Origin of the sequence: Bradyrhizobium semiaridum (assembly GCF_020329505.1) — a bacterium.
Lineage (GTDB): Bacteria > Pseudomonadota > Alphaproteobacteria > Rhizobiales > Xanthobacteraceae > Bradyrhizobium > Bradyrhizobium semiaridum.
The window spans coordinates 476,405-489,769 of record NZ_JAGKJJ010000001.1 but is presented as its reverse complement, the minus strand read 5'-3'; the positions used below and the strand labels follow the sequence as shown (position 1 = coordinate 489,769).

At 66.3% G+C, this 13,365-nt stretch carries 11 protein-coding genes and 2 pseudogenes; 8 read left to right on the top strand and 5 right to left on the bottom strand.

Annotated features, from left to right (window positions below):
* Positions 1-13: 13 nt before the first annotated feature.
* The 6 genes and pseudogenes from J6500_RS02260 to J6500_RS02235 all read left to right on the top strand — a co-directional run.
* Positions 14-394 (top strand): hypothetical protein, encoded by a 381-nt coding sequence (locus tag J6500_RS02260; RefSeq protein WP_225711028.1) that lies wholly within the window; start codon positions 14-16, stop codon positions 392-394.
* Positions 395-616: 222 nt separating this feature from the next.
* A complete protein-coding gene (gene recO / locus J6500_RS02255; RefSeq protein ID WP_225711027.1) occupies positions 617-1,366 on the top strand; it encodes a DNA repair protein RecO in 750 nt (249 codons plus the stop codon).
* Positions 1,367-1,438: 72 nt separating this feature from the next.
* On the top strand, positions 1,439-3,694 hold the full coding sequence (gene parC, locus J6500_RS02250; protein WP_225711026.1) for a DNA topoisomerase IV subunit A: 2,256 nt from the start codon (positions 1,439-1,441) through the stop codon (positions 3,692-3,694).
* A gap of 120 nt (positions 3,695-3,814) precedes the next feature.
* Positions 3,815-4,762, top strand: coding sequence for a cation diffusion facilitator family transporter (locus tag J6500_RS02245; RefSeq protein WP_225711025.1), 948 nt, complete (start codon positions 3,815-3,817; stop codon positions 4,760-4,762).
* Between the two features lie 36 nt (positions 4,763-4,798).
* Positions 4,799-5,779: a CDF family Co(II)/Ni(II) efflux transporter DmeF gene (gene dmeF, locus J6500_RS02240; RefSeq protein WP_225711024.1), complete on the top strand. Its 981-nt coding sequence runs from the start codon at positions 4,799-4,801 to the stop codon at positions 5,777-5,779.
* A gap of 10 nt (positions 5,780-5,789) precedes the next feature.
* Positions 5,790-5,926 (top strand): annotated as a pseudogene (locus J6500_RS02235) (N-acyl homoserine lactonase family protein); the annotation flags it as partial.
* A 10-nt stretch (positions 5,927-5,936) separates the two neighbouring features.
* Here J6500_RS02235 and J6500_RS02230 read toward each other — a convergent pair.
* On the bottom strand, positions 5,937-6,083 hold the full coding sequence (locus J6500_RS02230; protein WP_225711061.1) for a hypothetical protein: 147 nt from the start codon (positions 6,081-6,083) through the stop codon (positions 5,937-5,939).
* A gap of 245 nt (positions 6,084-6,328) precedes the next feature.
* Between J6500_RS02230 and J6500_RS02225 the strand changes: the two genes are divergently transcribed.
* Complete coding sequence (locus J6500_RS02225) at positions 6,329-7,585, top strand: adenylate/guanylate cyclase domain-containing protein (protein ID WP_225711023.1); 1,257 nt, start codon at positions 6,329-6,331, stop codon at positions 7,583-7,585.
* Positions 7,586-7,693: 108 nt separating this feature from the next.
* On the opposite strand, the gene J6500_RS02220 is transcribed toward J6500_RS02225, so the two are convergent.
* The 4 genes and pseudogenes from J6500_RS02220 to J6500_RS02210 form a co-directional block, all read right to left on the bottom strand.
* Positions 7,694-8,935 carry an MFS transporter gene (locus J6500_RS02220; protein WP_225711022.1) on the bottom strand — a complete coding sequence of 414 codons (1,242 nt, stop codon included), beginning with the start codon at positions 8,933-8,935 and terminating at the stop codon, positions 7,694-7,696.
* Positions 8,936-9,150: 215 nt separating this feature from the next.
* On the bottom strand, positions 9,151-9,750 hold the full coding sequence (locus tag J6500_RS32325) for a flotillin domain-containing protein (RefSeq protein WP_512699704.1): 600 nt from the start codon (positions 9,748-9,750) through the stop codon (positions 9,151-9,153).
* A 642-nt stretch (positions 9,751-10,392) separates the two neighbouring features.
* Positions 10,393-10,866 (bottom strand): annotated as a pseudogene (locus J6500_RS32320) (SPFH domain-containing protein); the annotation flags it as partial.
* A 60-nt stretch (positions 10,867-10,926) separates the two neighbouring features.
* Positions 10,927-11,589: an OB-fold-containig protein gene (locus J6500_RS02210; RefSeq protein ID WP_225711020.1), complete on the bottom strand. Its 663-nt coding sequence runs from the start codon at positions 11,587-11,589 to the stop codon at positions 10,927-10,929.
* 350 nt (positions 11,590-11,939) lie between these two features.
* Between J6500_RS02210 and J6500_RS02205 the strand changes: the two genes are divergently transcribed.
* Positions 11,940-13,316, top strand: a complete 1,377-nt coding sequence (locus J6500_RS02205) for an Nramp family divalent metal transporter (protein WP_225711019.1) — start codon at positions 11,940-11,942, stop codon at positions 13,314-13,316.
* The last annotated feature ends 49 nt before the right edge of the window (positions 13,317-13,365 follow it).

Genomic DNA, 13,365 nt, shown 5'->3' with positions numbered 1-13,365 from the left:
CCGGCGTCCTGCGATGAACGTGCCCAGAAACGTGCTGTGGTTTGAAATCCTGCTCTATCTCTCGCTGGCGCTGGACGCGCTCTCGGTGGCGTTCCAGGATCGCACGCCGCACGGCGAGATGACCGAGCAGATGGTCATGGTTGCGGCGCTGATGGCGGGCGGCATGATCCTGCTTTTGATGTATTTCGTCTGGCTCGCCGCGCAGCATCGCAAGAACTGGCCGCGCTGGGTGCTGGCCGCGGTGCTGGTGCTGTCGGTGATGTCGCTGATCCAGGTGATCGGCGACCGCGGGCTGGAGCTCGACAGCGGCATCGAGGTGGTATCCTGCATCCTGACCACGGCAGGGCTATATTTCTCCTTCACCGGCGACGCGCACGGCTGGTTCGACGCGTAGGCGACGGCCGCCGCAGGGGCGCGCCGTCAAAATGGCGAAAACAACCCCATGCAAAGGAGTCGGCGGCGGCCGCGCCCGGCCAGGCAACTCGCCAGGCCCTTGACACGTCGGGCAACTCAACCCTGTTATTCCAATATTCCGAAATCGTGCAGACGCCCCCGTTCACGGGATACCGGCGCATCGTGACTGCGCGATACGCTGGAATCCTGTAATCTATCCCTCATGGAATGGACCGACGAAGGCATCGTGCTGGGCGTGCGGCGGCATGGCGAATCCTCCGCCATCGTCGAGCTCCTGACGCGCGAGCACGGCCGCCACCTCGGCCTCGTGCGCGGCGGCGCCGGCTCGCGGATGCGGCCGCTGCTGCAGCCCGGCAACAGCGTTACCGCGGTATGGCGGGCGCGGCTCGACGAGCATCTCGGCATGTACACGGTGGAGGGGACGCGGCTGCGCGCCGCAACGCTGCTCGGCTCGTCCTTCGCGGTCTACGGCGTGACGCATCTAGCCGCGCTGGCGCGGCTATTGCCGGAGCGCGATCCGCACGAGGACATCTACGAGATGCTGCAATGGACGCTCGACGATTTCGAGGATGCCGGCACAGCCGCGGTGCATTTGATCCGCTTCGAGCTGGCCATGCTGGCCGAGCTCGGCTTCGGGCTCGATCTCGAAAACTGCGCCGCGACGGGCGCGACCAGCGACCTGATCTACGTCTCGCCGAAATCCGGCGGCGCGGTGTCACGCGCGGCCGGCGAGCCGTGGGCCGATCGGCTCTTGCCATTGCCGGCCTTCCTGCGCGAAGGCGAAGTAGCCACCAACAGCTGGTCGGAGCAGGATCTGCGCGACGGCTTTGAGATCACCGGCCTGTTCCTGCTGCGCCACGTGCTGGAGCCGCGCGGCCAGGGCCATTCCGACGCCCGCGATGGATTTATCAACGCCGTGACCAGGCGACGGAGCCGCACGGCGGTTCCGTAGGGCCGATTCGCACCCTAAATTGCCGGTGATTCGCGTCTTGCCCGATTCATCGTCTCGGTTTAACGCCTGCCCATGGGAAAACGACAGAAACCGCCGGAAGAGCCGGCCGAAATCCACGAGGTGCCGCTGCGTGACGCGCTCGAGGAGCGCTATCTCGCCTATGCGCTCTCGACCATCATGCATCGCGCGCTGCCGGACGCCCGCGACGGGCTGAAGCCGGTGCACCGGCGTATCCTCTACGGCATGCGGCTGCTGCGGCTCGACCCCGGCACCGCCTTCAAGAAATCTGCAAAGATCGTCGGCGACGTGATGGGCTCGTTCCATCCGCACGGCGACCAGGCGATCTATGACGCCATGGTGCGCCTGGCCCAGGACTTCAACTCGCGCTATCCGCTGGTCGACGGCCAGGGCAATTTCGGCAATATCGACGGCGATAACCCCGCTGCCTACCGCTATACCGAAGCGCGCATGACCGAGGTCGCGCGGCTCTTGCTCGACGGCATCGATGAGGACGGCGTCGAGTTTCGTCTCAACTATGACGGCCAGTCGAAAGAGCCGGTGGTGCTGCCCGGTGGCTTCCCGAACCTGCTCGCCAACGGCGCGCAAGGCATCGCAGTCGGCATGGCGACCTCGATTCCGCCGCACAACGCGGCCGAGCTCTGCGACGCTGCGCTCCACTTGATCGAAAAGCCCGACGCCAAGTCGAAGGCGCTGCTGCGCTGGGTCAAGGGTCCGGATTTCCCGACCGGCGGCATCATCGTCGATTCCAAGGAAGCGATCATCGAGGCCTACACCACCGGCCGCGGCTCGTTCCGCACCCGCGCGCGCTGGAGCCAGGAAGAGGGCGCCCGCGGCACCTGGGTCGTCGTGGTCACCGAGATCCCCTGGCTGGTGCAGAAATCGCGGCTGGTCGAGAAGATCGCCGAGTTGATCGACCAGAAGAAGCTGCCACTGGTCGCTGAGGTCCGCGATGAATCGGCGGGCGACGTCCGTCTCGTCATCGAGCCGAAATCTCGCACCGTCGATCCGGCGCTGATGATGGAATCGCTGTTCCGGCTGACCGAGCTGGAAAGCAAGATATCGCTGAACCTCAACGTGCTGGTGCAGGGCCGCATCCCCAAGGTGATCGGCCTCGCCGAGTGCCTGCGCGAATGGCTCGACCATCTGCGCGACGTGCTGATCCGCCGAACCAACTTCCGCAAGGGCCAGATCGAGCATCGGCTGGAAATCCTCGGCGGACAGCTGATCGCCTATCTGAACGTCGACAAGGTGATCAAGATCATCCGCACCGAGGACGAGCCGAAGCCGGTCCTGATGAAGACCTTCAAGCTTTCGGACGTCCAGGCGGAAGCCATCCTCAACATGCGGCTGCGCAACTTGCGCCGGCTGGATGAAATGGAGATCAACCGCGAGGACAAGGAGCTGCGCAAGGAGCTGAAGGGCATCGAAGGCCTGCTCGGCTCGGAGCCGCAGCAATGGGCCAAGGTCGCCGAGCAGGTGACGAAGGTCCGCGACATGTTCGGGCCGAAGACGCCGCTCGGCAAGCGCCGCACCACCTTCGCCGACGCCCCCGAGCACGATCTCGCGGCCATCGAGGAGGCGTTCGTCGAGCGCGAGCCCTGCACCGTCGTGGTGTCCGAGAAGGGCTGGGTGCGGACGCTGAAGGGCCATGTCGAAGATCTCTCGGGGCTCGCCTTCAAGACCGACGACAAGCTCGAACACTCGTTCTTTGCCGAGACGACCTCGAAGCTGCTGCTGTTCGCGACCAACGGCAAGTTCTACTCGCTCGATGTCGCCAAGCTGCCGGGCGGCCGCGGCCATGGCGAGCCGATCCGGATGTTCATCGACCTCGAGCAGGACGCGGCGATCGTCGCGCTATTCGTCAACAAGGGCGAACGCAAGTTCCTGATCGCGAGCAGCGAGGGCCAGGGCTTCGTCGTCAAGGAAGAGGACTGCGTCGGCAATACCCGCAAGGGCAAGCAGGTGCTCAATGTCGAGATGCCGAACGAGGCCCGCGCGATCGCGACCGTATCGGGCGATACCGTCGCCGTGATCGGCAGCAATCACAAGATGGTGCTGTTCGGTCTCGACCAGGTGCCGGAAATGGCCCGCGGCCGCGGCGTGCGATTGCAGAAATACACCAGCGCGACGCTGTCGGACGTCGCGGTGTTCGACTCCAAGACCGGTCTGACCTGGAGGGATTCCGCCGGCCGCGAGCGCAGCATGACCATGAAGGAACTGGCCGACTGGCGCGGCAGCCGCGCCGACGCCGGCCGGCTCGCCCACGGCCTGCCGACGTCGAACAAGTTCAACCGCGGCGTGGAGTAAGAAGACCCGTAGCCCGGATGGAGCGCAGCGCAATCCGGGCTACGGGACCGATCGCGGTGTGATAGTATCCACATTCTGCCGCGCTATAACCGTCGCCAGCGATAGCGGGCGACGGTTGCCATGGCGCACAATCACGACCACGACCACACCGGTCATTCTCATTCCCACGATCCTTCCCATGCCGGGCACAGCCACGCGCCGGCGAGCTTCGGCACCGCGTTTGCAATCGGCGCGTCGCTGAACACGGCGTTCGTCGTTGCGGAACTGATCTTCGGCTATGCCGCCAATTCGCTGGCGCTGGTCTCCGACGCGGTTCACAATCTCTCCGATGTGATCGCGCTGCTGCTGGCCTGGGGCGGGGTTTGGCTGGCGGGCAGGCGGCCGACCGATACCCACACCTATGGCTATCGCCGCGCCTCGATCCTGGCCGCGCTGGCCAATGCCGGGCTGCTGCTGATCGCGGTCGGCGGCATCGCGGTCGAGGCGATCAACCGCTTTCGCGAGCCGGCCGAGGTCGCGAGCTGGACGGTGGTCTGGGTTGCCGCGCTCGGCATTCTGATCAATGGCGGCACGGCGCTCTTGTTCATGCGCGGCCGCGACACCGACCTCAACGTCCGCGGCGCCTATCTGCACATGGCGGCGGATGCCGGCGTCTCGTTCGGCGTCGTGGTCGCCGCGCTGCTGATCATGGCGACCGGCTGGCAATGGCTCGATCCCGCGATCAGCCTCGTCATCGCCGTGGTCGTGCTGCTGAGCGGCTGGGAGCTGGCGCGCGACAGCGTCAACCTTGCGCTTGACGCCGTGCCGAAAGGCATTGATCTCAAACAGGTGAGGGACTACCTCATCACGCTGGAAGGCGTCACCGAGGTGCACGACCTGCACATCTGGGCGATGAGCACCAGCGAGACCGCGCTGACTGCGCATCTGGTCCGCCCCGGCGGCCATGACGATGCCTTCCTGCATCTGGTTTGCGCGGAACTCTCGCACCGCTTCAGCATCCACCATGCGACATTGCAGGTCGAGATCAGCAGCGAGACTTGCCGGCTGGCGCCGGCTGAAATGGTGTAGCAGCATCGCCAGCAAAGCACGTACCGGAGAATTCTCATGCACTCGCATTCGATCGACCAATGGACCCACGAGCACGTCTTCCTCGGCGATACGCATACCCGCAACGAGCGCCGCACCTGGATCGTGGTGGCGCTGACGGCGGCGATGATGGTCGGCGAGATCGTCGCCGGATGGCTGTCGGGATCTATGGCGCTGCTGGCCGACGGCTGGCATATGGCAACCCATGCGGCCGCGCTCGGGATTGCCGGGCTGGCCTACCTGCTGGCGCGGCGGCAGGCGCGCAACGCGCGCTTCTCGTTCGGCACCGGCAAGTTCGGCGACCTGGCAGCGTTCTCCAGCGCCATCATCCTCGCCATGGTCGCGATCCAGGTCGCCTGGGAAAGCGTCGACCGGCTGCTGCACCCGGTGCCGATCGCCTACAGCGAGGCGATCGCCGTCGCGGCGCTCGGCCTCGTCGTCAACCTCGCCAGCGCCTGGCTGCTGCGCGGCGACCATGACCACCATCATCATGGCCACGCGCACGGCCACGATCATGATCATGACGATCACCACGATCATGATCACCACCACCACCATCATCACGACAACAATCTGCGCGCCGCCTATGTCCATGTGCTGGCCGACGCCGCGACCTCGATCCTGGCGATCGGCGCGCTGCTGGTGGCGATGGGTGCGAACTGGGTCTGGGCCGACCCGCTCGTTGGCATCGTCGGCAGCATCGTGATCGCGAGCTGGGCCTACGGCCTGATCCGCGCGGCCGGCGCCGTGCTGCTCGACGTCAGCGCCGACGATCGTCTGGAAACCACCATCCGCGAGCGGATTGAGGCCGAGGGCGACCGCGTCACCGATCTGCATCTGTGGCAGGTCGGCCCCGGCCACCGCGCCGCCGTGATCTCGCTGGTGTCGGATCATCCGCTGGCGCCGGCGGCCTACAAGCACCGGCTCGCCGGGCTGCGCGGCCTCAGCCACATCACGGTCGAGGTGCAGCTCTGCCCGCATCACGATCACGCGCATTAAGCGGGCAGTGTTGACCATTCTGTCGGCGCCTGGCCATACGCTCGGCCGCCAGTCGCTGCTGGTGAAGTTGCCGAAAACCGACGCAATCGTGCTGTCGGGCGACACCGTCCATTCAAGGACAATTGGGACAGTCGGCGCGTGCTGAGTAGCGAGCCCGTCAGCTCCGCGGCGCCGACGTCGTCGGTGCCGGGGCGGGCGCCTGCTTGGGCTTCAGCGTGCCGGCGTAGAACGAGAAGATGAACACCACGACCAGGGCGACGAGGTAGACCCCATAGGATTGCGGCGGGGTGATCGCCCATTGCACGAGGCGCCGGATCGGGTTTGCTGGGCCGGGGGTCGCTGTCTATGCAGCTTTGTGCGCGAAGGCCGCGGCAAAGGGAAGCGGAATCGCCGCTGCTCGATGGGCGTGATCGGTGCGCAAATGGTGAAACCGGCCGGTCTTGCAATGCCGTATCCGCATCTGCATCTGTAGGCGGACCGTCGCCACGGCAAGGCCACGTCGACGGACCAGCCCTTTCTCCCGCAGCAATTGCCCGGCATACTCAGCCCATGGAACTGACGCCCCGTTTGCGCCTTTCGAACTGGCTGGTCCGGCAGGGTCTCACGGGCCTGCCCGAAAACGACCTGCTGCGCGGCTTCTGCGAGCGCTGCCGGGCCGCCGGCATGCCGCTGTCGCGCGCCATCGTCTTCATCGACACCCTGCATCCGATCTTCGAGGGCCGCGGCTTCCGCTGGAACGACGGCGAGAGCAACGAGGCCGACATGTTCGAATACGGCTCGACCAGCACCGGCGACGCCAACCAGAACTGGCGCAGATCGGCCTTCTACCACATGCTCGAAAATGGCCATGAGGAGATGCTGATCGATCTCGCCGACACGTCTCACGGCTTCTCGATGATCGGCGAGCTTGCCGAAAAGGGCCACAAGCACTTCGCCGCCTTCGTGCATCGCTTCGGCGAGGCCGGCACGATCGGCGAGATGGACTGCTTCTACTCCTACTGGACCACGCGGCATTCGAACGGCTTCGAGCAGGCCCATATGGATGCGCTGCGCGAGCTGGTGCCGGTGCTCGGGCTCGCGGTCAAATCCGCGGCGCAGGTCGAGATCGCCCGCACACTCGGCCGGGTCTATCTCGGCCGCGACACCGCCGAGCAGGTGCTGCGCGGCCGCATGCAGCGCGGCGTCACCGAGAAGATCAAGGCCGTGCTGTGGTACTCCGACGTCCGCGGCTCCACCGCGATCAGCGAACGCATCGGCCCGGACGAGATCATCCCGTTCCTCAACGATTATGCGCAGGCCTCGATCGACGCGATCCATGACGCCGGCGGCGAGGTGCTGAAGCTGATCGGCGACGGCGTGCTGGCGATGTTCACCGGCGAGAACATGGGCGGCGCCAAGCGGGCGGCGCTGCGCGCCGAACACAGATTCCGGCACAATATGCGGGTGCTGAACGATCGCCGCGAGAACGAGGGGCGGCCGACCACCACGGCCTATGTCGGCCTGCATGTCGGCGAGGTGTTCTACGGCAATATCGGCAGCGAGGACCGGCTCGATTTCACCGTCGTCGGCCCCGCCGTCAACGAGGTCAGTCGCATTGCCTCGATGTGCGCCTCGGTCGACCGCGAATTGCTGACCTCGACCGCGTTCCGCACCGGGCTCGACGCCGCGGGCCGCAACTATCTGGTCTCCACCGGCCGTTTCGTGCTGCGCGGCATCAGCCATGCGCAGGATCTCTACACCCTCGATCCGGCGGTCGCCGCCGACGAAGTGGTCGGCGGCAAATACGAACGGTATCTGGCGAGCTGAAGTCGGCTCTGACCCCGTCATTGCGAGCGAAGCGACGAAGCAATCCATCCATCCGCAAGCGGAGAAAATGGATTGCTTCGCTCCGCTCGCAATGACGGAGGCAGTGGATCAGCACCGCGCCGGTTCGCCGACCATGTCGGGCTGCCGGGTCAGCGACACCGCCGGTGACATCAGGATCACCAGCGCCTGGGCGGCGAAGATCGCGGCTGCCAGATAGAGGCAGGCTTCGGCGCCGTAGAGGCCGCCAACGACGGCGCCGAGCGCGGAGCCGAGCGGGCGGGCGCCGTAGCTCATGATGTTGATCGCCGAGACCCGGCCGAGCAGCGAGGGCGGCGTCACCGACTGCCGCAGCGTGGTGGTGGAGATCACCCACAGGATCGGGCCGACGCCGAGCAGGAAGAAGCTGAGGCCGGCGAGCAGCGGCGTCGGAATCCAGGTGGTCAGCGCCATCACCGCCGCGGCGACGAAACCGGTGACCGGGCCGAGTCCGATCACGGTGCCGAACGCCAGCCGCTTCATGACGCGAGTCGCGAACAGCGCGCCGACCACCATGCCGACGCCGTACATCGCGAGCACAGTGCCGACGCCGGTGGCGCTGAGGCCGAGATGGCGCACGGCGTAGGGCACGAACACCGCGAGCAGCAGGAACGATGCGGTGTTGAAGATGAACTGGGTGACGAACACCGGCCGCAGCAGCGCGTGATGCAGCACGAAGGCGGCGCCTTCCTTGATGTCCTGCAACGGATGGCGCTGCGGCGCCGGCGCGCGCGCGGGCTCGTAGATGCCGGCGAGCAGCACGACCGCGATCGCGGACAATGCAGCGGCGAAACCGAAGGCCGGCGCGGCGCCGACCCAGCCGACCAGTACGCCGCCGAGCGCCGGGCCGCTGGCGAATGCGACTGTGCGCGCCAGTTCGATGCGGGCGTTCGCCGCGGGCAATTGCTGCGCGGTGACCAGCGATGGGACCAGCGCCGGCGCTGCGACGCTGTAGGCGACCGTGCCGCAGACCGCGACAAAGCCGAGCAGAGCCAGCAGCGGCAGGGTCATCAGGCCGAGCCAGAGCAGCAGCAGGATCGCCGCCAGCGCCGCCGCGCGCAGCGCCTCGGAGCCTGCCATCACCCAGCGTCGCGACACCCGGTCGGCCAGCAGGCCGGCGGGGATCGCGAACAGGATGAAGGGCAGCGTCAGCGCGGTCTGCAACAGGCCGGTCTGGCCTTCGCCGACCCCGAGCAGCAGCACCGCGACGATCGGCGCTGCCGCAAGCGCGATCTGCTCGGCCGATTGCGCGGCGAGATTGGACCAGGCGAGGCGGTTGAAGGTCGCGGGCAGGCGAGGCGTGTCGGCGGACATGGCAGAATCCCTTGGAATTTAAATCTGCCACAGTGTGGGGGAGGAGGAGGCCCGATCCCACCCGTTTCCCGACAAGGCAAGCCCGCTGCGCAATTGCAGCGGGCGCTTGGAGCACCGTCAACGAACGCGCGGACTACGCTTTGACGGGGCATTCGTCTCCGGTCGTTACGTGGGATGTAACCCGACATGATCCGCATTCACGCAGCCGCCCCATGTCAGGACTTCGGGCCAAGCGTCGCCTTGCCGATCCCCGAGATGGCCGCGGGCTGCGGCGTTGCGCTATCGGCAAGTGCGCCCTTGGCTTGCGTTTCGGTCGGGTCGATCGGCCCAGTTGCGGCACGCAGCGCGCTCAACAGGCTCAGCATGTTGTCCTGTCCGGGCGCGAAACCAGCCTCGTCGAGGATCTTGTCGATGATCGGCTTGAACGCCGACACCGACAGCAGCTGCGCCGCGAGGCCGTCGCCGAGCCCAAGGCCGCCATTGCCGCCACCATGGCCATTGGCACTGCCATTGCCGCGGCCGAGCAGGCCGCCGGTGTCGAAGATGCGGATGTCGGAGATCTTCTCGATCGGCTTCACCGCTTCGGCGAGCGCGTTCGGGATGATGTTGATGCGCGCGAGCGTGAGATCGTAATCCACCATCGCCGCGCTGAGCTTGTTGCGCGCTTCCGCCTTCAACTGCGCCACTTCCGCCTCGGCCTGGCCGAGTGCCTTGACGCCGGCGGCGCGGGTGGTGGCCGCATCGGCGTCGGCCTTGGCCAGCACGTTGGTGGCTTCGGCCTTGTTGGCCGCGGCCAGCCGTTCGGCTTCGGCCATCACCGTGATCGGCATCGCGTTGGTTTCCGCGACCTTGCGCGCGGCGATCACGTTGATGATCTTGTCGCGCTCGGCGACCTCGGTGGCGCGCGCGGTGGTGACCTTTTCCTCGGCCGCGATCGCCAGTGCGCGCGCGGTTTCGGCGATGGTCTGCGCCTCCGACTGTTCCTTGCTCTTGGTCGAGACCGCGATGGCGGCTTCCTGCGCCACGATCTGCAACTCGCGCTCCATCTCGGTGGTGCGGCGCTTCACTGCGAGATCGGCCTCGATCTTGCGGGTGTCGCGGGCCTGGTTGGCCTCGGTCTGCTTGTTGGCGACCGCAAGCTCCTGCTGAATCCGGTACTCGGCCTCGTTCTGCAGCGCGGCCTGTTCGACCTGCGCGGTCTGCGCGCGCATCGCCGCTGTCTTGTTGGCGATGTCACGCTGCTGCGCCAGCTCGGCCTCGCGCTTGGTGCTTTCGATCTGCAGCGTGGTCTGCCGCGCCACCAGGTCCTGCTGGGCGATGTTCACCTCGGTGGTGCGGACGATTTGGTTGCGCTCCTGCTCGCGCTGTTTTGTGATTTGCGTCAGCGTGGTCAGGCCGTGCGCATCGAAGAAATTGCTCGGGTTGAAGTGCTTGATGTCGCTCTGGTCCAGCCTCGTCAGCGACACCGATTCGAGCTCGAGGCCGTTGTTTTGGATGTCGGCGCCGACCGCGTCCTGCACCGCCTTGACGAAAGTCGCGCGCTGCTCCTGCAATTCTTCGAGGTTCATGGTTGCGGCGACCGAGCGCAGGCCGTCGACGAACTTGGCCTCGACCAGCTCGCGCAGCTCGGCGGCATCGTTGGTGCGGTTGCCGAGCGTCTGCGCGGCGAGCGCGATCGACGACGAGTCCGGTTTGACGCGGAGATAGAACTCGGCGCCGATGTCGACGCGCATGCGGTCCTTGGTGATCAGCGAATCCGGGCCGCCGCGCGCGACCTCGAGCCGCAGCGTCTTCAGGTTCACCGCGGCGGTGGAATGGAAGATCGGCAGCACGACGGAGCCGCCGTCGAGCACGACCTTCTGGCCGCCGAGCCCGGTGCGGACATAGGCCTCGTCGCGCGTCGATCGCTTGTAGAGTCTGGCGAACAACACGCCGATGACGAGGATGGCGATGACGGCAATGAGGACGGGTATAGCAAATTCCCACATGTGTTATGTCCTGTTGAAGGATTGTCGTTGCTCGATGAGGCCGCCGCTTGCGGCAACCGCGATGAAGCTCTTGGCGTCGCGATTGACCAGCAGCACGTCGGCGCCGACCGGGAGCGCATCGGACTCCGGGCCGGCCCGCGCCACCACCGTGTGCCAGTTGCCGTGGACGTCCTTGACGCGGACGCGCCCGGGCAACCCGTGGTCGAGCGGGCCGACCGAGACTTCGCCGATATGGCCGACGAAATCGGCCTCATCCACCGCATAGCTCTCGTCGCGCGGGATGATGCGCGCGATGCGCCGGCTGGTGACGCGCGTCATCGGCAGACTCCAGACGCCCGCGACCAGCGCGGCGACCCAGGCCGGCACGGAAAGGCCGATGCCATGGGCGATGCCCTGGACGAAGAAGCCGAGGATCGAGAAATAGCCGAGCACCAGGATGATCAGGATCAGCAGCGGCAGGTGTCCGGTATTGACCCAGAGGAACAGCCCTTCGAGGACACCGGGGTGCTCGCCCTCGACGGCGACTTCCTTGCCGAACATGTCGTTGATCGAGAACCCGACCAGCATGCAGAGGATTTCGATGCCGCCGAGCGCAACCATGATCGCGGCCGCCACCGCGAACGGCCGCACGTCGGGGGCGAGCAGAAGGTCGCCAATTGCACTCATCGCCGTGACTTGATCCTTTCAGGCCGCGCCGCGGGAACTCCGGTGATCCGGCGATCGCCGCCATGCTGCGCAAGCACTCAGCTCTTTGTCGCCCATGGGGCTCAGCTGGTTTCGTTGCCGAGCGTCATAATCCTGGGCATCTCAAGATGTGTCGGACGACAATGCTAATGGTCGGTGAAGTTGGGCCGTCGATCGCAGACAACCTGTCGTCGAGCGGTATTAGGCTGACGGAAGCTCCAACGCCGCAGGCAGGCCAGGGAACGGGCAGCTTCCGCCGGTAGCGGTATCGTGAGTCCAGATGCAGTTGCAAATGAGTTGCATTAACGGGGCGGATCAGCCATCTTTTCAGTATGGACGCTCGCACGCCTGAAATGCCCCCGGCTTCCCTGTCTGCGGCGCTGCCGGCCGAATCCGGCTGGCGCGGCGACGCCGGGCGTGCCCGCAGCCTCCCGGAAGTGAACTCGACGGTTGCGGTGCCCTCGGGGGGGCTGTGGTGGCGCCGGCTGCTGGCCTTCGCAGGGCCCGGCTATCTTGTGTCGGTCGGCTACATGGACCCCGGCAACTGGGCCACCGACCTCGCGGGCGGCTCCAAGTTCGGCTACACGCTGCTGTCGGTCATCCTGCTCTCCAATTTGATGGCGATCCTGCTGCAGGCCTTGGCGGCGCGGCTCGGCATCGCCACCGACCGCGATCTTGCACAGGCCTGCCGCGCCACCTATTCGCGCCCGGTCAATTTCATGCTGTGGCTGGCCTGCGAAGCCGCCATCATCGCCTGCGATCTTGCCGAGGTGATCGGCACCGCGATCGCGCTGAAGCTGTTGTTCGGCATTCCGCTGATCGGCGGCGCGCTGCTCGCGGCGCTCGACGCGTTCCTGCTGCTGCTCCTGATGAACCGCGGCTTCCGCTTCCTGGAGGCCTTCGTCATCGCGCTCCTGATCGTCATCGCGGTCTGCTTCGTGGTGCAGATCGCCGCTGCGGCCCCGCCGGTTCGCGCCGTGCTCGGCGGCTTCATCCCGTCGCGCGAGATCGTCACCAATCCGGAGATGCTCTACATCGCGATCGGCATCATCGGCGCCACCGTGATGCCGCATAACCTCTATCTGCATTCCTCGATCGTGCAGACCCGCGCCTATCCGCGCACCGAGGAGGGCAGGCGGGACGCCATCAAATGGGCGACCACCGACTCCACCATCGCGCTGATGCTGGCGCTGTTCATCAACGCCGCAATCCTGGTGGTGGCGGCCGCGACCTTCCACAAGAGCGGCCATTCCGACGTCGCCGAGATCGACCAGGCCTTCGAGCTGTTGTCGCCGCTGCTCGGCCTCGGCATCGCCTCGACCTTGTTCGCGGTGGCGCTATTGGCCTCCGGCCTCAACTCGACGGTGACGGCAACCCTGGCCGGCCAGATCGTGATGCAGGGCTTCCTCGACCTGCGGCTGCCGGACTGGGCGCAGCGGCTGGTGACGCGCGGCATCGCCATCGTCCCGGTCATCGCCGTGACTGCACTCTACGGCGAGAGCGGCACCGCGCAGCTTCTGGTGTTCAGCCAGGTGGTGCTGTCGATGCAGCTGCCGTTCGCAGTGATCCCCCTGGTTCGCTTCGTCTCCGACAAGCGCAAGATGGGCGCGTTCGCGATCCCGCTGCCGGTTGCGATGGCGGCGTGGACGGTCGCCGGAGTGATCGTGATTTTGAACGTGAAGCTGCTGATCGATACGTTCTTCGGCTGAGCGCGGCGAATAGTGAATAGGGAGTAGCGAATAGGGTCGCGACCATTCG